The 22,457-nt window shown below is 61.6% G+C and carries 16 protein-coding genes and 3 tRNA genes; 11 read left to right on the top strand and 8 right to left on the bottom strand.

Translation table 11 applies throughout. The features are described from left to right. Positions 1–35: 35 nt before the first annotated feature. The 5 genes from ABAC460_RS49820 (at position 36) to ABAC460_RS48410 (ending at position 10,183) form a co-directional block, all read left to right on the top strand. On the top strand, positions 36–4,859 hold the full coding sequence (locus tag ABAC460_RS49820; RefSeq protein ID WP_023454209.1) for a beta strand repeat-containing protein: 4,824 nt from the start codon (positions 36–38) through the stop codon (positions 4,857–4,859). Positions 4,860–4,953: 94 nt separating this feature from the next. Continuing rightward, on the top strand, positions 4,954–5,370 hold the full coding sequence (locus tag ABAC460_RS39165; protein ID WP_023454210.1) for a hypothetical protein: 417 nt from the start codon (positions 4,954–4,956) through the stop codon (positions 5,368–5,370). 69 nt (positions 5,371–5,439) lie between these two features. After that, positions 5,440–6,696 (top strand): TetR family transcriptional regulator, encoded by a 1,257-nt coding sequence (locus ABAC460_RS39170; protein ID WP_023454211.1) that lies wholly within the window; start codon positions 5,440–5,442, stop codon positions 6,694–6,696. Between the two features lie 201 nt (positions 6,697–6,897). After that, the gene (locus ABAC460_RS39175) at positions 6,898–8,577 is read left to right on the top strand and encodes a methyl-accepting chemotaxis protein (RefSeq protein ID WP_023454212.1); all 1,680 of its coding nucleotides are present in this window, start codon (positions 6,898–6,900) and stop codon (positions 8,575–8,577) included. A 7-nt stretch (positions 8,578–8,584) separates the two neighbouring features. Continuing rightward, positions 8,585–10,183 carry a sensor histidine kinase gene (locus tag ABAC460_RS48410; RefSeq protein WP_023454213.1) on the top strand — a complete coding sequence of 533 codons (1,599 nt, stop codon included), beginning with the start codon at positions 8,585–8,587 and terminating at the stop codon, positions 10,181–10,183. Here ABAC460_RS48410 and ABAC460_RS39180 read toward each other — a convergent pair. Together ABAC460_RS39180 and ABAC460_RS39185 are read right to left on the bottom strand one after the other, a co-directional pair. Next, a complete protein-coding gene (locus ABAC460_RS39180; RefSeq protein ID WP_023454214.1) occupies positions 10,143–10,841 on the bottom strand; it encodes a hypothetical protein in 699 nt (232 codons plus the stop codon). The genes ABAC460_RS48410 and ABAC460_RS39180 overlap by 41 nt on opposite strands. A 74-nt stretch (positions 10,842–10,915) precedes the next feature. After that, complete coding sequence (locus tag ABAC460_RS39185; protein ID WP_023454215.1) at positions 10,916–11,248, bottom strand: hypothetical protein; 333 nt, start codon at positions 11,246–11,248, stop codon at positions 10,916–10,918. Between the two features lie 88 nt (positions 11,249–11,336). Here ABAC460_RS39185 and ABAC460_RS39190 point away from each other — a divergent pair, with 88 nt between their 5' ends. Then, positions 11,337–11,657, top strand: a complete 321-nt coding sequence (locus ABAC460_RS39190; RefSeq protein WP_155914674.1) for a hypothetical protein — start codon at positions 11,337–11,339, stop codon at positions 11,655–11,657. Here the strand turns inward: ABAC460_RS39190 and ABAC460_RS48415 are convergent. Then, complete coding sequence (locus ABAC460_RS48415; protein WP_155914675.1) at positions 11,654–12,223, bottom strand: S24 family peptidase; 570 nt, start codon at positions 12,221–12,223, stop codon at positions 11,654–11,656. The two genes, ABAC460_RS39190 and ABAC460_RS48415, sit on opposite strands and share 4 nt — an antisense overlap. A gap of 193 nt (positions 12,224–12,416) precedes the next feature. Here ABAC460_RS48415 and ABAC460_RS39195 point away from each other — a divergent pair, with 193 nt between their 5' ends. From ABAC460_RS39195 to ABAC460_RS49825, 4 genes are all read left to right on the top strand, one after another. Then, positions 12,417–12,641: a hypothetical protein gene (locus ABAC460_RS39195; RefSeq protein ID WP_023454218.1), complete on the top strand. Its 225-nt coding sequence runs from the start codon at positions 12,417–12,419 to the stop codon at positions 12,639–12,641. Then, entirely contained in the window at positions 12,638–13,156 is a 519-nt protein-coding gene (locus ABAC460_RS39200; RefSeq protein ID WP_023454219.1) for a GcrA family cell cycle regulator, read from the top strand. Before ABAC460_RS39195 ends, ABAC460_RS39200 begins: the two co-directional genes overlap by 4 nt. Beyond that, positions 13,153–13,722: a hypothetical protein gene (locus ABAC460_RS39205; protein ID WP_023454220.1), complete on the top strand. Its 570-nt coding sequence runs from the start codon at positions 13,153–13,155 to the stop codon at positions 13,720–13,722. Before ABAC460_RS39200 ends, ABAC460_RS39205 begins: the two co-directional genes overlap by 4 nt. Positions 13,723–13,831: 109 nt before the next feature. Next, the gene (locus ABAC460_RS49825; protein ID WP_023454221.1) at positions 13,832–17,038 is read left to right on the top strand and encodes a calcium-binding protein; all 3,207 of its coding nucleotides are present in this window, start codon (positions 13,832–13,834) and stop codon (positions 17,036–17,038) included. A gap of 57 nt (positions 17,039–17,095) precedes the next feature. Here ABAC460_RS49825 and ABAC460_RS39215 read toward each other — a convergent pair. The 4 genes from ABAC460_RS39215 to ABAC460_RS39225 form a co-directional block, all read right to left on the bottom strand. Continuing rightward, positions 17,096–17,171 (bottom strand) — tRNA-Asp (locus ABAC460_RS39215). A 12-nt stretch (positions 17,172–17,183) separates the two neighbouring features. Continuing rightward, a tRNA-OTHER gene (locus ABAC460_RS49830) sits at positions 17,184–17,267 on the bottom strand. A 5-nt stretch (positions 17,268–17,272) separates the two neighbouring features. Further along, positions 17,273–17,347 (bottom strand) — tRNA-Gln (locus tag ABAC460_RS39220). Positions 17,348–17,783: 436 nt separating this feature from the next. After that, positions 17,784–19,802: an alpha-amylase family glycosyl hydrolase gene (locus tag ABAC460_RS39225; RefSeq protein ID WP_023454222.1), complete on the bottom strand. Its 2,019-nt coding sequence runs from the start codon at positions 19,800–19,802 to the stop codon at positions 17,784–17,786. A 268-nt stretch (positions 19,803–20,070) separates the two neighbouring features. Here ABAC460_RS39225 and ABAC460_RS39230 point away from each other — a divergent pair, with 268 nt between their 5' ends. Beyond that, the gene (locus ABAC460_RS39230) at positions 20,071–20,382 is read left to right on the top strand and encodes a hypothetical protein (protein ID WP_023454223.1); all 312 of its coding nucleotides are present in this window, start codon (positions 20,071–20,073) and stop codon (positions 20,380–20,382) included. Here the strand turns inward: ABAC460_RS39230 and ABAC460_RS48420 are convergent. Next, the gene (locus tag ABAC460_RS48420; protein WP_023454224.1) at positions 20,368–22,446 is read right to left on the bottom strand and encodes an ATP-binding protein; all 2,079 of its coding nucleotides are present in this window, start codon (positions 22,444–22,446) and stop codon (positions 20,368–20,370) included. The genes ABAC460_RS39230 and ABAC460_RS48420 overlap by 15 nt on opposite strands. Positions 22,447–22,457 lie beyond the last annotated feature (11 nt).

Below are 22,457 nucleotides of genomic sequence, written 5' to 3' on the forward strand. Positions count from 1 at the left end.
CTCGCCCGGTCTTTTTATCGATTGGGGGGAAGGCCGTGGCCGCTTCGTTCGGAAAGCGCGACGACGCGCATGCATCAGCCATTCAACTGGATATGTTTACCCATGCGCCGGCGCTGACGCCGGAGCAGGGTGTCATGCAGGCCGTGTATACCGGAACGGCCGGCAACGACACCTATCTCGGCACAACGCGGAGCGACCAGATCAGCGGAAAAGGCGGCGATGATGTTTTGTCGGGTGGTCTAGGGGACGATACCATTTTCGGCAATGAGGGCGATGATAATATCACCGAAACCGGAGGCGCCAACTACCTGTACGGCGGAGCAGGCAATGACACCATTTTCGGTGATGGCTACGCGAGTGTGGACGGTGGCGACGGAAATGATGTGATCGGCGGCGGTAGCTACCAGATAGTGGGGGGAGGTGGAGCCGGCAACGATACATTTACGGCGACAGGACATGCCGTTTTCAGGGGCGATGATGGTAACGACAGTTTGGTGGGGTCTGACAGTTCCGACCGGCTTTCCGGCGGGAATGATTCCATCGATATTGGAAATGACTTACTCACGGGACTCGGCGGTGACGACGATTTGTACAGCCTTGGGGGCGTCGATATCATCGATGGTGGGGAAGGTTCGGATATCTTGACTTTTGTTCGCTCCGGAAGCGCGCTGAATTTCACCATCGATATGAATATCTTGGGGACGGCGGAAGGCGTAGTCCTGGCCGATGGTTCGATTGTGCGCCAGGTTGAGAAGGTGAAGGTTGAACTGGGATCAGGCAACGACACTTTTCTCGGCGGGGCCACCTACGACACCTTTATCGGCGGCGGCGGCGATGACTGGGGCATTGGCGGTTTGCTGGAGGGAGGTGACGGCGACGATACGCTTACGGCCTCGGTTAACGGTGGCGAGTTATCCGGCGGGGCCGGCGACGACTACTTGGTGTCCGCCGACTACGACGATTATCTGTACGGCGGCGCCGGTGATGACACCGTGGACTACCAACTCCTTGGGGCGGTAACGACATATTTGTGGGAGCCGAGCGCTCCAGCATACTTTGACCGCAGTGGTATAGAGAACATCGTCGGGTCTGAACGGAACGACGATCTGACCGGCAACAGCCTTGGCAACCGGCTTGAAGGCCGCAGCGGGGCGGACACGCTCAAGGGCGAGGCGGGTAACGATCTGATTATCGGCGGCGCGGGCAATGACAGTCTGAATGGCGGACTTGGTAATGACACAGCTAGCTACATCGACGCGACTGGGAATGTTAGCGTGTCGCTGGCAACGACCGCTTTGCAGGTCACCGGCGGGAGCGGTACCGATACTTTGATCGACTTCGAAAACCTTATCGGATCGAAATTTCGCGACAGTCTGACCGGCAGTGAAGCCGACAACCGTATTGAAGGTGGTTTGAGTAACGACACATTGCGAAGCGGCGGCGGCAACGATACGCTATTTGGTGATGACGGCGGTGACGTTCTCGACGGTGGCGACGGAGACGACAGCCTCATAGATGATAATGCCGACGAGCCCATTGGGGGCGATACGTTGGACGGCGGCGCCGGCGACGACAATCTGACGAGCCGTGGCGGCACCGACCTGGTCGACGGAGGGACCGGGGCCGATACCTTGCTCTTGCAACGCTTTGGCGAGTTGGTCGGCCAGGTGTTCGATATAAGAGGGGCAACCACGTCAACGGGTGGGAGCCTGACCGACGGGACGATCATCAGAAATACAGAAACGGTGTATGTTTATGCCGGGGTGGGTAACGACACCTATCTGGGCGATACGGGCACCAGCGCGTTCTACGGTGGTGGCGGGAACGACCTAGCTCGCGCCGGCACCGGTGCCCACACTCTCCTCGTGGGGGGAGAGGGTAACGACACACTAGCCGGGGGCGGTCAGAACGATACCCTGGAGGCGGGGTTAGGAGACGATCTGCTGGTCAGCGGTCGCGATGGCGACCATATGGATGGTGGCGAGGGTAGTGACACGGTGTCGTACGCGGAAGCCTTGTCCGGGGTGACGGCTGACCTGTCTCTTGCGGGATCGTTTGGCAGTGACGGCGATGACAGCTACGTGTCGATCGAAAATCTTACTGGCTCCGACTTTAGTGACAGCCTGAGCGGCGATTCGAAAGCCAATAACTTTAATGGGGGCGACGGCAATGACGTGCTGTTTGGCCGCGACGGGAATGACGTCTTCGATGGCGGCACGGGTGAGGATTCGCTATATGCCGAGGTCGGCAACGACACGCTGTCGGGTAATGACGGTGACGACCTGATCGAAGGCGGTGACGATGATGATATCCTGTACGGCGATGGCGGCAACGATGCTCTGTACGGGGGGGGCGGTGGCGACGTTCTTGACGGTGGTGCGAACGACGACTCCCTTTATGGTGAGGACGGCAACGACACCTTGGCGGGCGGGGCCGGTGAAGACCTGCTGGAAGGCGGTGCCGGTGACGACAGTCTGAATGGCGGTGACGACTATGACCGGTTGTTCGGCGGTGACGGCAACGATCTGATCGAGGGCGGCGCAGGCCCCACCACCGGCTTCGGTGACGGCGGCGACGATACGCTGGTCGGGTCGGCGGACAGCGATCAGTTCTACGGCTGGTCAGGCAATGATAGCCTTGTTGGTGGCGACGGCAGCGATCAGCTGTCCGGAGACTTCCATTTTGTCGACACCGGCCAGGACACGATAGAGGGTGGCCTTGGTGATGACTGGCTGGTCAGCCTGGGTGGCACTGATGTTATCGACGGAGGTGAGGGGCACGATAAGTTCCAGTACGTCCGTTTCGACGCGACCAGCGACTTTGTTTTCAACATGACCGAAGCCGGAACTGCCTGGGGCTCGACGCTGGCGGACGGCACGATAGTGCGCAATGTTGAGATCGCCGATATCTGGGCCGGTGACGGCAACGATACCTTTATTGGTGATGCGGGCCATGACACCTTCCAGGGTGACGCCGGCGCGGATTGGGTCAGTGGCGGTGGCGGTGACGACCAATTGAACGGTGGTGACGGCCATGATACGGCCAGTTACGCTGATGCGTCCGGCGGTGTCACGGTCAGCCTGGCTCTGACAGGCTTACAAGCCACCGGTGGCGCTGGAACGGATGTTCTGGCAGAGTTCGAAAATATCGTCGGCTCGGTGTACGCGGATCGCCTGTCCGGCGACAGCGGCGCCAACCGCCTCGACGGCGGCGCCGGTAACGATACCCTCACCGGGGGGCTGGGCGACGACACCTATTATGTCGACAACGCCGGTGACAAGGTCAACGAACTGCACTTGGAAGGCACGGATACTGTCTTTACCTCGGTAAGCTATTCGCTGTTCGGACGCGCCGTCGAGAATGCCGTCCTGCTGGGTGAGGCGCACCTGAGTCTGACCGGAAATTCGCTGGCCAACAGCTTCACCGGCAATGACGGCCATAACACGATCGACGGTGCCGGCGGTGATGACAGCCTGGCCGGCGCGGGCGGAAATGACAGCCTGATCGGCGGTGACGGCTATGACCGGCTTGACGGCGGGGCAGGTGCGGATACCCTGGCCGGCGGCCTGGGCGACGACACCTACTATGTCGACGATAGCGGCGACAGGGTCGACGAGGCCCACTTCGAAGGCACGGATACGGTGTTCGCGTCGGTCAGCTATTCGCTGTTTGGCCGGGCCGTTGAAAGCCTAACCCTAACCGGGGTGGCAGATCTGATTGCGGTCGGCAACAGCCTCGCCAATCGCCTCACCGGCAATGATGGCGCCAATGCGCTGGACGGCGGCGCCGGCAACGACACTCTGATCGGCGGGCTGGGCAACGACACCTACTATGTCCAGGCGACGGGTGACAATGTCATCGAAACCAGCGGACAGGGCTCGGACCTCATTTTCGCGTCCGCCAGCTATTCGCTGAATGGTCGCCATGTGGAAAGCCTGACCCTTACGGGGACCGGACACATCAATGCTACCGGCAATAGCCTGGCCAACACGCTGGTCGGCAATTCCGGCAACAACGTCCTGGACGGCGGGGCCGGTTTTGACACGATGAGCGGTGGGGCCGGTTTCGACACGATGAGCGGCGGCGCGGGTAACGACACCTATGTGGTCAATACCACCGGCGACGTGGTGTCGGAAAGCTCTGGTGCCGGCATCGACACGGTCCAGACCTCGGTCACCTGGTTCTTGGGTGAAAACGTCGAGAACCTGGTCCAGTCGGGGACCGCCAATCTCAGCGGCTACGGCAATGGCCTGGCCAACCGGATGACCGGAAATGCAGGCAACAACAACCTGAACGGCGGCAACGGCAACGACACGCTGGAAGGCGGGCTCGGCAACGACATGTTGTCAGGCGAGGGCGGCGACAACCGGCTGGTCGGCGGCCTGGGGGACGATCTCTATGTCGTGCAGTCGGCTGGCGACCGCGTCGTCGAAGCCAATGGCGAGGGCAATGACAAGATCATTGCCTCGGTCAGCTACAGTCTGACCGGGCGGTTTGTCGAAACGCTGCAACTGGCAGGCACGGACGATATCAACGCAACCGGTAACAGTGTCGGCAACAGCCTTATTGGCAATGATGGCGCCAACCGGCTGAACGGTCTGGGCGGTAACGACCTTCTGACCGGCGAGGGCGGGGCAGATGTCTTCCTGTTCGAATTGGGCAACCGCAAGGACACGGTGGCCGACTTCGACGCGGCGGAGGGCGATTTGCTCGATATTCACGCCTACACCGGTGGTACGGCCAATGCGGCACTGGTCAGCCAGGCCGGAGCGAACGTCGTCATCGACCTGGGCGGCGGCAATATTGTCACAGTGCTGAACGCCGGCCAGGCCGATGTGCTGAGTCACATCGTCTGGTAGCGGGATACTCAACCGCAAATAACGGTGTCGGACGTCCGAAAAGCGTAGTATAATGGTAGGCTCTCGCCTTGGTTGAAGGAGCGGGGTGCCTGCCATGCCGAACAGGATAACGGTTCAGATCAACGATCACGCCTACTTCGTGACCTTTAAGTTGCGCGGCATTGTTTACGGTAGTGACCTGCTGGAAAAAACGGACGAGGTCTATCGCAGCCTGGAAGAGCCGTGGAGGTATAATCGGCTGTTCGACATCCGCGCCTTTATCAACATCCTGCAGTTCGAGGACTTTCGCGCGCTGGCCGATCAGTGGCGCAGCCTGGCGGGCGGGCCCACGCCGACGCGTTTTGCCGTGGTCACCGACGATGCCACGCGGGCTGCGCGAATCGAAGCCTTCGACCCGTTGTTTCCGGATATTACCTCACGAGTATTCAGCCGGACGCGCGATGCCATAGGTTGGCTGACGGAAGGTGTCCAGGTGCACAACGTCGTGGCGCCAACGCGGCGTGTGGTCTGACATTTCCGTCAAGCCCTTGATGGGCATATGATTTCGTGAACTATGCCTTCCGGACCGGAAGGAATCGCGATGGCGCCCAGAAAAGCTCTGCGAATCGAGGACGTGGCCACCGCCGCGCTCGATATCGTCGCGGCCGAGGGCGTGGCGGGGCTGACCCTGCGGCCCCTGGCGGCGCGGCTCGGCACAACGGTGGCCATCCTGTCCTATCAATTCGGCCAGAAGGAGGCCCTGGTCGAACAGGTGGTGGCTTTTGCCGCCACAGGTGAAGCCGCCTATCTGGATGGCTGGCGAGAGGCGCTGGGCGGAAGCACCGTCCTGCCGGCCACCGCTCTGGCTCAGATCGTCGAAGCCGTGGTGGCAGATCTGACGACGCTGTTGCGGCCGCAGACCCTGCTGTTCAGCGAACTGTTGTTCAATGTTTCAGGACCGGAGTATTCGCCGGCCATGGCGACGTGGATCGGGCATCGTTTCGCCTTCCTGCAGTTCTTGGTGGCGCAGGTTGAGCCGGCACCGGTCTTCGACCTGGCGACCCTGTTGCAGGGTTATCTGATCGATGAGAGCGCTTACGCCTTGGCGCTGGGCGGCATCGACTCTTACCGCTGGCTGCAGAAGCTGTGCATTGGCCGGCTGTGTAGTGGGCTGTGCCCACCGGGGCCTGCATCGGGGGACGAGGTGCTGTTCGACCGCCATATCCTGGCCCTGCGCCGCTATGCCGGCGCCGCCCTGAAGGCGGATGAACCGGTGGAAGGTGCCCAGGACCTCATCGCCCAGGCCGCCGGCGACCTGATCGCGGCACGGGGCGTGGCTGGGGTGACCCACCGGGCGATCGCCGAACAGACGAATCTGGCGCCGTCCACCGTGGCCTATCATTTCCCGTCGCAGCCGGACCTGGTGCGGACCGGTCTGGCGCGGCTGGTACCGCCGCAGCAGACCCGCATGGAGTTGGACGGCAGCTCCAGCTACACGATCCGCGATATCGACGGCACCTATGAACGTCTGAGGCCCTACCAGGCGTTCGAACTGGCTCGCGCCGGTTTCGGAATCGCCCTGGCGGCCAGTCGGGATCCGGAATGGCGTCCGGCCGCCGCCGGTCTGCGCACCCTGCGGGGGCATTTTCTGAAACGGGCCCTGGCCGGTATGACCGGACCGGCCCATTTCGATGGGCTGGGCGCTCAGGCCCTGATCGTCGCGGCTTCGGGTATCGCCAATCTGAACGCCTGCAAGGGCGCGGAGATCACCACCGCCATGACTCTGCCTGTGATCTTCGGTACGCTGGACGCGATCCGGTTTCAGGCAACGGACTACCACTCTCGAACAACTGTATAAAAATTATCCGTAATTCGTCTCTGGAGATACATTTTGCTAACATGGTGCGAAATGTCAGCCGAACATCTGTTTGAAATTAACGCGGGCTTAACCAGGCTGTGACAACTTCCGCGACGTTGGGAACCGGGCGTTGAGTCCGGGTCCCGTTGTGTTGACCGGGGCGTAATGAGGGTTTCGCCCCACCAGTTCTGGGGAAGTGCGTTGAAAAATCTGTCCATCCGCCTGCGTGTCATTCTGGCTTTCGCGATCGTCCTGACGGCGACGGTCTGTCTGGGTCTGTTCTCGGTTCACCGGCTGAGCGCGGTCAATACCGCCGCTGCGGACGTGTCGGGCAATTGGCTGCCGGCGTCCAACTATCTTGGCGACCTGACCCAGGAGTTCGAATCCTATCGTTCGCGCCAGGGGCAGATTCTGCTGGTGAGCGGCGATGATCAGGCGGCTATGTACGGCAAGCTGGACGACACCAAGGCCAAGTTGCACAAGGCGCTGGAGCAATATCTCGTTACGGTGACGACCACCGAGGAGCGCCCCATCGCTGACGAACTGAAGACCTCGGTTGACGCCTACCTCGCCCTGACTGAAGACCATCTTCAATATGTGCGCAGTGGCGATACCGCCGGGGCCTCGCAGATGCTGTTCGGAACCATGCGGGCACCGGTCGACCGGGCGCGCGCCGCCATCCGCAAGGCGCGCGATTACCAGGTGACGCAAGGCAATATCGTCGCCGCCGCCGGTGAGAAACTGGGCAAGGACGCTCAGGTCCTGATCTATGTCACCCTGGCCGTGACCGGGGGGATTTGCCTGTTCATCGGCTTCGTCATGATCCGTACCATTTCGATGCCGATCCGTCGCATGTCGGACATGATGGGCGTGCTGGCCAAGGGTAATACCGAGGTGCAGATTCCCAATGCCGGCGAACGCAGCGAAATCGGCGACATGGCGCGCGCCGTCGAAGTCTTCCGCGTCGGTATGATCCGTAACCGCGAACTGGAGGCCGAGACGGCCGAGGCGCGCGAAATGGCGGAAATCGAACGCAAGCAAACCATGTACAGCCTGGCCGATCAGTTCGAAGGCGCCGTCGGCGGTATTGTCGAGATGGTATCGTCCGCGGCGACCGAAATGCAGGCCACGGCCGCGCAGCTCAGCGCATCAGCCCAGGAATCGTCGAGCCAGGCCGTCGCCGTGTCGGCGGCGGCGGAAGAGGCCGGCACCAATGTCACCTCGGTCGCCGGTGCGGCTGAGGAACTGGGGGCTTCGGTCGGTGAAATCGGCCGCCAGGTTGAGCATTCGCTGCAGAAGGCCCGCGAGGCCGTCACCGAAGCCGATGCCACCGCCGCCATCGTTCATCGCCTTAGCGAAGCGGCCGGCCGCATCAACACGATCGTCGAGATGATCTCGGGCATCGCGTCGCAGACTAACCTGCTGGCGCTGAACGCCACGATCGAGTCGGCGCGGGCCGGCGAGGCGGGAAAAGGCTTCGCCGTCGTCGCCGCCGAGGTCAAGGCCCTGGCCGAGCAGACCACGCGGGCAACCGCCGAGATCAACACCCATGTCGCCGGCATCCAGGCGACGACCCGGCAGGCGGTCGATGCCATCACCGGCTTCACCGGTACCATTCGCGCCATCGGGGAGTCGTCGACCACCATTGCTGCCGCCGTCGAGCAGCAGGGCGCTGCGACCCATGAGATCATCCATGCGGTGACCCAGGCTTCGGCCGGCACCACTGAGGTGACGACCAACATCACCGCCGTCGCCCGCATGGCCGAAGAGACCGGGGCGGGCGCCAGCCAGGTCCTGGGCGCCTCGTCGGAACTGGCGCAACAGGCTGCCACCCTGCGTAGCCAGGTCCAGGCCTTCCTGCACCAGGTTCGCGCGGCCTGATAGCGGTATGGCATCTCTGGGGGCTCGCCTTAGCGACCTGGTCGTTCGGCTCAAACGCCGCCGCAAGCTGCTGCTGATCGCCCTGGCCGTCCTGCTGCCGGTCTTCGTCCTGTCGGGCGTGGTGGTGCATGACAGCGCGAGTGAGATTGCCTTCGCCGAAAAGGAGCTGTCCGGCACCGCCTATCTGCGACGGACGTGGAATGTCGTTTCCGTATGCGATGCATGGCTTGTGCCCGCACGTTCAAGCTTCGGCGGCAGAGGGCGGGGTGAAACGATCCCGAAGCTGGAGGCCGAGGGGAGCCGGATCTTGGCCGATCTCAGCAACGGAACCGCGGCCTGCGGTAAGGCACGGGCGTTTCTGCGTCAGATTGCTGATGAGACCAATCTGACTCTGGATCCGCGGTCGGACACCTACTATCTAATGCATGCGGCGGTGACCGATCTGCCGGGTTTGAGCAGCCATGCGGCGGATCTGGCGCGGCGGGATAGGGGCGCTTCGGCTGACGCCGTGCAGGGGGATATCAGCCGCATCGCTGAATCTGCCCAGGCGGTGGAGGATTCGCTGAACCGGGCGATCCAGCATGATGACGGTTCGCTGACCGCCGCCCTGGCCCTGCCGTCGGTCACCCTGTCGCGTGCCGTCAGCAGGTATGTCAGCAACACGTCGGGTGTCGTGGCTTCGCCGGCCGCCGCTGGAGAAATGCGCGGTGCGCTGGACAATCTGTGGGTGGTCAGCGTCGACCAACTGGAGCGCCTGCTGAACCTGCGCATTGCACAGGCGCGGCTGAAGCTGTGGGTGTCGATGGTGGCCGCGGTCCTGCTGTCAGCCGGGGCGCTGGTGGGGCTGATCTATTATGACCTCTATGTCGAGCGCGAAGAGGTGATGACACTGAATGCCAGCCTGAAACAGTCCAACGAGGAGCTGGAACGTTTCGCCTATATCTGCTCGCATGACATGCAGGAGCCGGTGCGGATGATGAACATATATGCGGCCATGTTGCTTGAGGATTCTCGCGAGCAACTGGACGAGATCGGCCGCCGGCACCTGGACTATATCGCTGCCAATGCGCGCGCCATGAAGCAGATGATCCAGGATATTCTCGAGTTTTGCCGCGTCGGCCGCGATCCGGTCGAGCTGAGCGAGGTCGACTGCAATGTTGTGCTGGAGCACGTTCTGGAGGGGCTTTCGCCGGCCATCGCCGCGGCCTCGGCGCGGGTCGTGGCCGATCGTCTGCCGGTCGTGACCGCGACGCCGACGGTGATCCAGGCGGTGCTGCAGAATCTGATCGGCAATGCCGTCAAGTTCCGCCACGGCGATACGCGTCCGGACATCCGGGTATCGGCGCGGCCCGAGGGCCATGTCTGGCGGTTCGAGGTGCGCGACAACGGTATCGGGATCGACGAAGCCTATCGCGAAGAGGTCTTTGCCGTGTTCCGCCGGCTGAACCGTCGGGACGATTATCCCGGTCACGGCCTGGGACTGTCGACCTGCCGCAAACTGTTGCAGATGATCGGCGGGACGATCGACTTCACGTCGAAGCCGGGGCAGGGTAGTGTGTTTTACTTCACTGTCCCGATGCTGCAACGGCCTCACGGACCAGCTTGATCAATTCCGACAGGGGCTTGACTGGAACCAGGTGTTCTCTGGCGTTTGGGCCGTTGTTGGCGGCCAGGTAGCCCCCCTGTTCGTTCAGGCCTACAGCCAGATAATCGTCTTCCCCTTGAGCGGTGTAGGCTTCACAGACCACGCCGGCATCGAGATTGGCCTGGGCCGCGCCCTGCATGGCCGAGGCAAATCCGGAGAGGTCCTGCGTCGACAGGGTGTTAGGTGTCAGGATCAGCTCGGCCGAACGCCAGTCGCGACACAGGGCCTTTCCGACGATGCGGTAATGGCCCTTCAGGATCATGACCATGGGGCCCATGACGAAAACGCGATGGTAATTGTCATCCGGCGAGGTGGCGCCCAGGCTGAAGGCGCGTTCCGGCGTCGTTCCCGATTCATCGAGACGGCCGACGGCCTTGTAGGTGACGGCGCCGTTCCTGTCCGAGAATAACGCCTGATCGCCGGCCGTAAGACGTGCCGGATCGATGTCGGATTGGGCCAGCGCCGCAACGTCGCCAGGCTGGGCGACATAGTTGGCTTTTACACCCTGATAGGTAGCCTGGTAGGCCTCCTGGTTGAGGGAAAAGGTTTGTGCCCTGGCCTGCGTGATGGAGGTCACAAGCGAGACGGCCGCCAGGCCGGCGAGAAAGCTGAGGCGCATGATCTTCCCCTGAAAGCCAAGCCTCACCATCGGTCATAATGCCATCAGGCGCAAGGGGCGCGGCCTTTCGGTGGTCAGGCGGGCGTGATGCGGTTGCGCGGCACGAACCATGTGTCGCCGAACCCATGCGGATCGGCGATATCCAGTTCGTAGTCCAGGCCGCACGGGCCGCGGCGGATGGACGCGATGGTGGCCGTGCCCAGCCCTTCGTAGGGAAAGCGCAGGCGGACCGTGGTACCGGCTTCGAGCGGGGCCTCGTCGGGCGGGGAAGGGCGAGGGCGCTGGAGGTAGGCTTTCAGGGTGGGATCGGCGGCGACGGCGCGGTTGATGCGTGCGCTGTGGCTGAACGGCGTCACAGCGATGGCCACCGCTTCCGCCAGACCAAAACGAAAGCCCGTGTCGTCCATAGGATTGTCCCCGGTTTGCAGGTATTAAATGTATATAAAATACATTCAAAAGTCAAGCGGAGAATGTTTCTATTCTACATAATGGCGCGTGAGTCTGTGTTTATCGGATGTGCTGTGTCATGTCTGGGGCATGGAAAAGCAGCGCTACACCGTTGTTTGTGATGTCCGCGGCGGCACCTATGTGTCTCAGGTTCAGGCGGCGGATGAGGTCGAGGCCGTGCGGCTGTGGGCAGCGCAACTGCTGGCGGAAAAACCTGTACCCGAGGTGTCTTCCGAGGTTGCGCGAAACGTTTTGAAGACGCTCGTCCGGGACCCGCCGGTTGCCTTGACCGGGCTTGTGGGCGTCTGGTGCTTTACGGCCCTGGTGGGGGACAACCTGGTGCTGGGGAACATCGTTCTGAGCGCTTAGTTGGCGCGCAGGCCTTCGAAGGGGCGGGCCCAGTCGACGGCGACGGCTTCGATCGGATCGAAGGCCGAATTCAGGCTGTGCAGGTCCCACCGGCCCTGAGTCTTGCTGATGCGCAGGATCTTGATCATGCGGCGGCCGTCGACCGTGCGCACCAGAACCTGCTTGTTCACCAAGGGAGACGGGTCGTCGTACTTGTGGCCGAAGACCGCGATTTCGCCTGGCATGAAGCGCGGCGTCATCGAAGTGCCGTCGACGATCACCGCCACGCTGTCCTCTATATTGAAAGGTTCCAGAGGTTCGAAATCGCCGGTGTCGTAGTCGTCGATATAGGAGCCGTCGGGGCCGGCCAGGGCGCGGCCGATGACCGGTACCCTGGCTTCGCGCATCGGGCCGATGCCGGCATACAGCCAGGCCGCCCGGACTTTGAACTTTTCGGCGTAGTCCAGCGCCTTCTTGAACGAGAAGGATGCCGTGCCGCTTTCGTTGTTGCGGTACGAACTGGTCCAGCCGAAACGGCGCGCGGCATCCACCGCCGTTTCAAATCCCGCTTCGATGCGGGCTCGCATCAGTCGTTCGCTTTGTTCGCTCATGAGGTGAATGTATAAACTGTACAAATGTATTTTTCTTACATTTATCTCTTGACCTGAAAATACATATTTCATACATTGATGTTCGCCGGATGTTCCGGCCTTCCTGAACCTCGTGGGCGGCCTTCCTCCTTTGCCGCCCGCCCTCTTTTTGCGCCTGGGAGCGCCAGCGATGATGCATGTCTGTGAGTTTCTGCGAAACCTTCTGCTCGGTTTCCGTTCTTTGTGGGAAAAGGCGTTTCCGCCTGCCGGCAATCCGTTGCTGCGCGATCCGTTCTGTGCGCGGCTGCGCGCCGACATCGCGCAGGCCCGCCGCCGCCATAAGCCGGTTCGCCATCTGAAAGCCCAGTTGGAAGCCCGGCTCGATGAGATCCTTGGCGAAAAGGGCCGGTCATGAGCGGCTGGACCCCGAACCGCCTGGCGGAACTGAGCCGGCGCTGGAACCAGGGCGAATCCAGCGCGGCCATCGCAAACTCTTTGGGCGTCAGTCGCAGCGCCGTGATCGGCAAGGTATTCCGGCTGCGAAAGGCCGGCCACGACCTGAGGGACAATTCGGCGACCATCGCCATGGGCTATCTCTTTACCCGCGCCCGGGTCGCGGTTCGGACCGAAAAAGCGGAAGCGGCGGCGCCGTTCCGACCTGCCGGGCTGGATCCCTTCGCCGCCGAGCCCGAACCGTCCAGCCCGCGGGCGCGCCAGGCCGCTGAGGGGCGCGCCTTTCTGGCGGCCCTGGAAGCCGCCATGCCCGGAACGGGGATTCCGTTCGGGGATCTGAGCCGGCGGGCCTGCGCCAATATTACCGGTGGCGAGGCGCCACAGTGGCTGTTCTGCGGGGTGGAGACGGCGCCGCGCAGCCGCTACTGCCCCGCCTGCCGGCCGAAAATGTACCTACCCGTATCGGAGCGTCCATGAGCCTGTCGAAACGCCAGAAACGCATCAACCAACTGACCTATTGTCCGGAACCGGAGGCGGTGGCTTTGGCGGGTATTGCCCGCCAGGACCTGGAGCCGGTCTATGACCTCACCGGCGCAGATACCGGCGTCAAGCGGCGATCCAATGTTTTTCGCGTGCTGGGCCAGTCGGAGGAGATTACGTCGAACCAGTCGGCGGCCGGGGCGAAGCTGATCGAAATCTATGCCGCCTGGCGCGGGTTAGGGGGCAAGCCGGGCGAACGCGAACTGGGTTGGGCCATCGTGTCGGGCAATGCGGCTCCGGACCTGGTCACCGACCGGATGATCGAAAATGGCCATGTCTGGCGTCAGGTGATGCGGTTTGTCGGGCCGTCGTCGGGGCGGCTGCTGACGGCTTTGGTTCAGGATATCATGGAGGGGGACGGGGTAGCGGTGCGGCGTCCCGACGGCCAGGCGGGGGTACGCTGGCGCCTGGCGGTCGAGGCGGTGACAGGCGAGCGCCGGCCGCATGCCCAGGCAGCGCTGGTACGGCGGGCGTGCGAGGATCTGGAGGCGTTCTGGCGGTGATATAGAGCTTGCCTCGACCTGATATATTCTTAAAGTACCTCACGGTACTTCGGGGGAGGGAAATTTGGCTCGCCACTTTAATCTGCGTCGCACCGATGGTGTTTCACATATGTCTATGGCTGTTCCGATCGCGTCGCTTCTTCAGGCCGGCTATACCGGTACGCCGGGTGACGACACCTATATTGGTACGGCCTACGGAGATTCGTTGAATGGCCGTGGCGGTAACGACGCGCTTTCAGGCAGCGGCGGGAACGATGCAATATTGGGTGAAGATGGCAGTGATACCCTGAGTGGAGGGGCGGCGGCGGACAGTCTGAACGGTGGTGCGGGTGACGACGTTCTCTACGGTGATGAGGGCAATGATATATTGCAGAGCTTTGATGGCGCCGATCTGATTGATGGCGGTGCCGACATCGACAAGGTCATCTTCAATCGTGCGACCTCCACCCTGGCCTTTTTCATCGACTTCGGCCAAGCCGTAACGAGCGCTGGCGCCACGCTTGTTGATGGATCTGTTATCCGCAACGTTGAATCCGGCTACTTGGCAATGGGCACCGGTAACGATACTTTAACGGGTGGTGCCGGCACAGACGAATTTAATGGGGGCGCTGGCGCCGACCTACTTTCCGGCGGTGGAGGAAAGAACTTCCTGAATGGCGATGGCGGTAATGACACTCTGAATGGTGGTGCGGCGACTGATGAATTGAATGGCGGTGGAAACAATGATCTCATATTCGGTGGCGGGGGCTCAGACTATCTGTCCGGTGGCGCCGGAGAGGATACGATCGAGGGCGGCTCAGGCAGTGATGATATCGCGGGAGGGCCGGGTAACGATCTTTTGTCGGACACGGCGGGTGGTGCAGGATTCGGCGGTGATGAGGGCGATGACACGATAAACGGTGGTGTCTCCCGCGACGCGATGTGGGGCGGAGCAGGCAATGACCTGCTGATGGGGGGCGGTGACAATGACTTGCTGGATGGCGGCGATTCCGACCGCACAGACAATGGAAACGATACGCTATTAGGCGGTGTCGGTGACGATACGTTGAACAATTTTGGCGGAATCGACAGTCTCGACGGAGGAGCCGGTACAGACGTCCTAATATACCAGCGCATGTCTTCAACCACCAGCTATCGGTTCGATATGAGCCAACTGGGGGGAGCCGAGGGCGCCGGTCTGAGCGACGGGACCTTCATTCGTAATGTCGAGGCTGTGCAACTTGTTCTCGGTTCCGGAAACGATACATTTATTGGCTATAACGGGAATGACATTTTCAGCGGCGGTGACGGCGCGGATCTTGCGTCGGCGGGCAGCGGTCATACCACTCTGAGCGGGGAGGCGGGCCAGGACACTCTGACGGGCGGAAGCGGCAATGATAGCCTGAGTGGCGGCGATCACAATGACGTCTTGTCGGGTGGCGACGGCAACGACACGCTTTACGGTGGAACCGCCAATGACCGAATTACAGCTGGCGGCGGAGACGACTATATTGCCGATGGCAGCGGTAATGATACGGTTGCCGGTGGCGCAGGAAACGACACCTTCAGCCTTAGTAATGGCGACGGAGACCGATTGGACGGCGGGGAGGGGACGGACAGGTTGGTCGCTGACTCCAGCCTCAACTTTTTTCAGATTGTCGGTGTCGAGGTTTTGCAGATTTACAGTTCTTTATCGGCGACCGCGGTTCAGTTTAGCAGCTTTGATACCATTCTCGGGACCTCGTCGTGGTTTCCGCCGTACCTAACGATTGTTGGCGGCGGTACTGTTGACTTCGCCACCAAACTTTCGGTTGGCGCCAATCTCTCGGCTTTTCAGGCGGGAGGCAGCATTACGGGGGGCGCCTTTGGCGACACGATGTCGGGCAGTACCGGCCAGGATATGCTGAGCGGAGGTGGTGGCGCGGACCAAATTTGGGGATATGCCGGTGATGACAGCCTGAACGGCGGCGACGGCAATGATACCTTCTATTACAATTATTCTTCGCAGGGTAATGATAGTGTCGACGGTGGCGAAGGAATGGACGAGGTCTGGGTTAATAGCAGTTTCTTTAACTCCACCTTCAGTCATGTTGATATTCTGAATGTTCAGACCAGTCTGACGGCCACAATATCTCAGTATGACAGTTTTCAGACTATTGTCACCAATCACGGTGCCTACAGTAATTACAGTTTGAGTGTTTCAGATGGCGGTACGGTTGACTTCAGTTTCAAGCTGGCATCGGGGGCCGCTATATTTACATCCTCATCAAGCACCAGGGTTATTGGTGGTGCCTTTAATGACTCGATATCCGGAGGATTCGGTAACGATACGCTCGATGGCGGTGCTGGTGACGATCAACTGAATGGTGGCGCCGGCAACGATGTCTACTACCTGCAGTCGTCGTCGGATATGGTCGTAGAGTATTCCGGTGGAGGGCTGGATGAGGTTTACAGTTCAGTGACCTATTCCTTGCCCACCTTTGTCGAAAATCTGATTATGACGGGTACGGGCGATGCAGATGGCTTCGGCAACGGCCTCGATAATCGCCTGATTGGCAATAACGGCGCCAATATGCTGAACGGCGCCGCGGGTAGTGACGTCATGAGCGGAGGATTGGGCGATGACACCTATTATGTAGACCACGTCCAGGACAATGCTGTGGAGTTGCACCATCAAGGTACGGATACGGTCTATTCCTCGGTGAACTACTCGCTGTTCGGTCGGGCGGTTGAAAACTACATCATGCTGGGTGACGCCAATCTGAGCGTGACCGGCAATTCGCTGAACAACCGGCTAACCGGCAATGCCGGTAATAACTGGTTCGACGGCGGCACCGGCGGCGACAAGATGATCGGCGGGCTGGGTGACGACACTTACTATGTCGACAACTTCTACGACGACGTCACCGAACTGCACCTGGAGGGGACTGATACGGTCTTTTCGTCGGTGACCTATTCGCTGTTCGGGCGGGCGGTGGAAATCATGACCCTGACAGGTTCGTCCCACATCAATGCCACTGGCAATTCCATCGCCAATACCCTGACCGGGAATTCCGGCAACAACCGGCTGGATGGCGGAGTCGGCAATGATACGCTGACGGGCGGTAACGGTGCGGACGTCTTCGTCTTCATGAGCGGGACCTGGAAAGATACCGTCACCGACTTCAGCGCGACGCAGAATGACATGATCGATATCAATGCCTACACCCACGGCGTCGATAACAGCACTTTGGTCGTCCAGTCAGGCGTTAATGTGGTGATCTCTCTGGGCGGTGGGAATGCTGTGATGGTGTTGAATGCGGCCAGGGCGGATGTCCTGAGCCATATGGTCTGGTAGGCTTTTGAGTCCGATAGCCTCTCCGTGCTCGTGCTCGCACCGGCACGGGGAGGAAGTTGGCGAAGACGACGGGACTCGAACCCGCAACATCCGGATAGACAATCCGGCGCTCTCCCGATTGAGCTACGTCTTCCTGGATATGAAGTGGCGCCCCGGAGTGGATTCGAACCACCCTTTTCAACTCCGGCCTACGGCTACCGCGTTCGTGGCGCGGCCCGGTTACCGGGGCAGATGTGGTTGAGGCGGTACGACTCGAACGTACATTACCCTGAATCAAAGTCAGGTTTCCTACCTTTAGAAGACGCCTCAATGAAGCGGCCGCCTGAGGTCAGGTTCCGCTTTTACAGGATATCTCGTTGCTGTCGCATGTGTATTTCTCCGTATTTTTCCTGTGTATTTATTTTTATTTTCTGAGTCAAATTCTTTTTTAATAAAACTTTTTACTTAAATTTATTTAAAATTGATCGCAAATATTCATTCATTGCTTGGGGCAATGCTTCCGAAAATATCGGCATTGTTTGCGCTGAAAGGGAAGTGGGCATGTGAAAAAGCCCCGCTGGAGATTACCGAGCGGGGCTTCAAAACCTGGAGAGGATGATGACGGGTATTATCCCTGGTCCTCACGCAGCATCGCAGCACCGCTCGGGCTATCCCGGCGATCTCGCCGTTGCTGGCTTTGGCGGTTCATCATGCTCATAGTGCCCAGCTTATGCTTGAGGTTCACACGGGTTGTCAACATGAGGCGTTACAGTGTTTTCACGATCGTGACGCTTTGGGCCGGGACGGTTACGGTGATCCGGCCCGACGCGTTGCTGGTCACAGTGGCGCCGGCGGCCGGGTAGATGCTTCCGAACGCTGTCAGACTCAGGCCCGTATCCACCGTGATCGTCTGGGATACGGTCGACAGGTTGATCAGCACCACGGCCGTCTGGGCGCCCTGGCGGCGCAGGAAGATGACATGCGGATCGCCGGGCAAGGACAAGGCCGTCAGCGTGCCCCATTGCAGCACCGGATAAGTCGAGCGCACCGCGTACAGCGACCGGTAGGTTTCCAGCAGCGAGCCGGTGATGCCTGTCTGGGCAGCGGCATTGTAGGTCGCCATATTCGACGCCACCGGGCGGTACGGCGTGCCCGAGGTGAAGCCCGACACCGCATTGGACCAGCTCATCGGCGCGCGCAGCCCGGCGTCGCCACTTTGGCCGTTTTGCCCCATGCCGAACTCTTCGCCGTAATAGGTGAAGGGCGTATCCGAGGCCAGCAGGGCGATGGCCGCTGCGACGCGGTAGTCGCCTTCGCCATGGCCGCTGAGGGCTTCGATAGCGCGGCCGCCGGCAAAGCCGTCGTGGTTGGACAGGAACAGCGGCAGCGACGTGCGGTCGGACGCGGTCAGGTAATCATGCAGACCCGAGGTCAGGGCGCCGGAAGTGGCCGAGTTGCGGACCTCCCACTGCTTGCCGAAGGCGAAAGCATTGCCGCAACCGCCCCCTGCCGCCGCGTAGTCGGACGGATGGTCGGCCGCTTCGCAGACCATGTAGCGGTTGGCGTAGCCGTTGATGACGGTCTGGGCCTGGACCAGGACGGCGTGGGTTTCGGGCTGGTTGTACCAGGCCGACGGGCCGTTCTCGACGAAGGTTTCGACCGCGTCGAAGCGGAAGCCGTCGACGCCGCGGTTCAGCCAGAAGCGCAGATTGTCCATGTGCCAGGCGACCACGTCGGGGTTCTTCAGGTTGAAGTCCGGCATGGAGTCGGCGAACAGGCCGTAATTGTAGCCGTAGGCGGTCGGGCGCCACGGATTGCCGCCCCAAGTGCTCCAGCCCGGATCGGTGGCGTTGAAGACGTACCAACTGCGGCGAGTGTTGGTCGGGCTGGAGACGGCGTCGAGGAACAGCGGGTTCTGCGCGGCTGAGTGGTTCATGACATAGTCGAGGACGATACCGATGCCGCGGGCATGGGCCTGGGTGATCAACTCGTCGAAATCGGCCATGGTCCCGTAGTCGTGCTCGATGGCGCGGTAGTCGCTGACGGCATAACCGTGGTCGTTGTCCTGGCTTTCGAAGACCGGCATCAGCCACAGGCCGGTGACGCCCAGCGACTGCAGGTAGTCGAGCTTCGAGGTCACGCCCTTCAGGTCGCCGATCCCGTCGCCGTCGCTGTCCTTGTAGGAACGGACGAAGACTTCCATGAACTGGCCGCGCCGGTTCCAGTTGGCGGGCAGGGTGCTGGTGGTCGTGCCGACCGCTACGGCGGCCATGTTCAGGTCGTCGGCCTGGTGGCCGACCTTGGCGGCGGCGGTGTCGGCGGCGGCGCGGGTGGCGAAAACGGAGCCGGTCTCCTGGACGACCCAGGCTTCGGCGCCAAAGGTCGAGCGGTTGACGCGCATGTCGACGGCCGGGCTCTTGGCGTCGCCCTTGTGGATCAGGAAGTTGAGATTAGCGTTGTCATTGACCAGGGGGATGACGACGGTGGCCCAGCCGCCCGAGGCGCCGTCAAAGGCGCGCGGGGCGGTCCAGGTGGTGACGGTGCCGGCCGCGATCGCCGCCGTCCCGGTGGTGTCGTTCCACAGGTGCAGACCCCAGCCGGTATAGTCGCCGTCCAGGCGCCGGTAGTGGATGGTCAGGGCGAGGGGGGCAGGGCTGGACGACGAACTGCCGGTGCCGCCACCGCCTCCACCGCTGGAGGAGGCCCCTCCGCCGCCGCAGGCGGAAATGAGCAGGCATAGGCCAACGGTCAGGAGGGCCGCGGCCCGTCCGGTCAAGATGCGCATCTGTTTCTCCCGATATGTGCCGGCTCTGGTGGCGGCTTTTGGCGGGACGTTACACTGGGGTGGAACGAATGGGCCGTGAATACGTATTCGCGCGGCGAAGAATACGTATGCAAGAGACGTGCGGAAATTGGCCATTAACCGCGGGCTTTTCCCGGCAAGGGGAAGATAAGGCATTCCGCCGCACCAAGTCTTTCCTTTTCCGCGCGTGCTTCGCATGGTGAGTTGAGACGTGGTTCGTCATCATGACCTTATTTGAAAGGTGAGGCCCATGATCGTTGAAACCAGTACACACGTCGTCCGGTCGGTTCTGTCGGTGCTGTTGACCGTCTACAAGATGGACAATCGCGAGGACAGCGATGTCGCGCTGGATGTCATTGAATTCATCGCCCTGCGCATGCGTGAGCGCCAGGATCATCAGGTTGCCGAAATGGGCAGTTTCGTGCGTGCCTGTCTGATCGGGTATCTGCATGGCCGGCTGAGCTATGACGCGGCGCATGAACGGTTGGTCGCGGCGGCGCTTTATGCTCCGGTGGGGCACGTCTGTCTGCGCGAAGCCTTTCGCTGCTCAGGCCGGTCGTAAGTCCAGCGCGGCCTGTAGCTTTAGACGCAGGGCTTCGGGGTCGAACGGCTTCGCTATATAGTCGTCCATGCCGGCCGCCAGGCAGCGGTCGCGGTCGCCGGCCAGGGCGTGGGCGGTCATGCCGATGATGACCACCGGCGCCTGGCCCGTCTGGCGTTCATGGCTGCGGATAAGGCGCGTGGCTTCGAAGCCGTTCATACCCGGCATCTGAACATCCATCAGCACCAGGTCGAAGTCCTGGGCCTTGAGGGCTTCGAAGGCTATCAGGCCGTTGCCGGCGACCTCGATCCGGTAACCGAAGGCTTCCAGGAAGGTCGTGGCGACCAGGACATTGGGCTCGTGGTCCTCGACCAGTAGAATCCGCGCAGCGCCACTGGCCGGCGGTGGGGCGGCGATGGGATCGGGCGCCTGGGGGGCGTCGGTGATGCGGAGAGGCAGGGTAACGACAAAGGTCGAGCCCTGGCCAGGTACGCTGTCGATGGCGATTGTGCCACCCATCAACTCGGCCAGGCTGCGGGTGATGGCCAGGCCCAGGCCGGTGCCGCCGTACTTGCGGTTGATGCTGTTGTCGGCCTGGACGAACTTGTCGAAAATGGTCGCCAGGTTTTCCGGCGCAATGCCGATTCCCGTATCGCGCACGGCGATCGACACCCTGTCGTCGGCGTGACAATCGACGCGGACTTCGACGCCGCCGGCTTCGGTGAACTTGACGGCGTTGCTGCACAGGTTCAGCACGATCTGGCGCAGCCGGGTCGGATCGCCGGCATAGGTGCGACCCCTTATGCTGTCGATGGCGGTGGTGAAGCTCAGGCCTTTTTCGCGCGAACGCACCGTCATCATGCTGGCGACCTCCAGCACGATCTGTTCCAGGCTGAAAGGGACGTCTTCCAGTTCGACCGTGTGGGTCTCGATCTTGGCGACGTCCAGCAGGTCGTTGATCAGTTCCAGCAGACCCTTGGCGCTGACATTCAGGGTCTTCACGAACTCCTGCTGGCGCGCCGTCAGCGGCTGGCTCATGGCCAGAAGTGTACCGATGCCGATGATGGCGTTCATCGGCGTTCGGATTTCGTGGCTCATATTGGCCAGGAATTCGGTCTTGGCCAGGCTGGCCTCCTCGGCCTTGCGGCGGGCCTCGGTCAAGGTCTGGATGGCTTCGGCGCGGTCGATAAGCTGGCGGGTGCGTTCGGCCACCGCCTCCATGAAGGCGACCTCGGCCGGATCCCAGCGGCGCGGCTGCTGGGCGTTGAGATAGACGATGGTGTGCAGGCGGCCGCCGCGCAGGAAGGGTACGACCAGGATGGCGCGGGTGTCGACGTCGGCGGCCGTTTCGCGCGTGCGGGCTTCGTCGCTGATCGTATCCTGGAACAGGTCGTTGACGACGACGGTTTGGCCGGACGCCAGCATGGCAACGATCTTTTCCCCGAAAACATGGGCCGGGTAGTCGCCCAGCAACGGCGGCACGAAGCCGTCGGTCCAGCACACAGTATAGCTGAACACGTCTTCGACGGGATCGAGCAGGCCGTAACCGACGCGCGACGCGCCGAAATGGCGGCCCATCAAACCGCAGGCGGCATGCAGGGCGCCTTCGATATCGCTGCTGCGCAGCAGATCCGTCAGTTCCAGCATCACCGCCTGGCGGTGTTCGGCCTGTTTGCGGGCGGTAATGTCGATGATGTTGCCGACGACGCGTATACAGCGGCCATCGTCGTCGAAGATGGCGCGGCCCTTGGCTGCGGCCCAGCGGATGATGCCGTCCTCGCGGCCGATGGTGCGGTATTCGACGTCGTAGAAGCTGCGCTGTGCGGGATCCTGGGCGGCCAGATAGGCGGTGGTCGTCGTGGCGCGGTCGTCAGGATGCAGGCCGTTATAGAAGTCGTCCAGGGTTACCTGGGCCTCGGGTGAAATGCCGAACATGGCCTTGCAGCGCGCGTCCCAGTAGAGGGTATCGTGGGCGACATCGACGTCCCACAGGCCGATCTGGGCCGCTTCGACCGCCAGGCGCAGCTGTTCCTCGGTCGTGGCCATACCGGCCGCGGCGGTCGGGGCCTGCCGCTTCGAACTCACCGATTCCTCGC

Origin of the sequence: Asticcacaulis sp. AC460 (assembly GCF_000495795.1) — a bacterium.
Classification (GTDB): Bacteria; Pseudomonadota; Alphaproteobacteria; order Caulobacterales; family Caulobacteraceae; genus Asticcacaulis.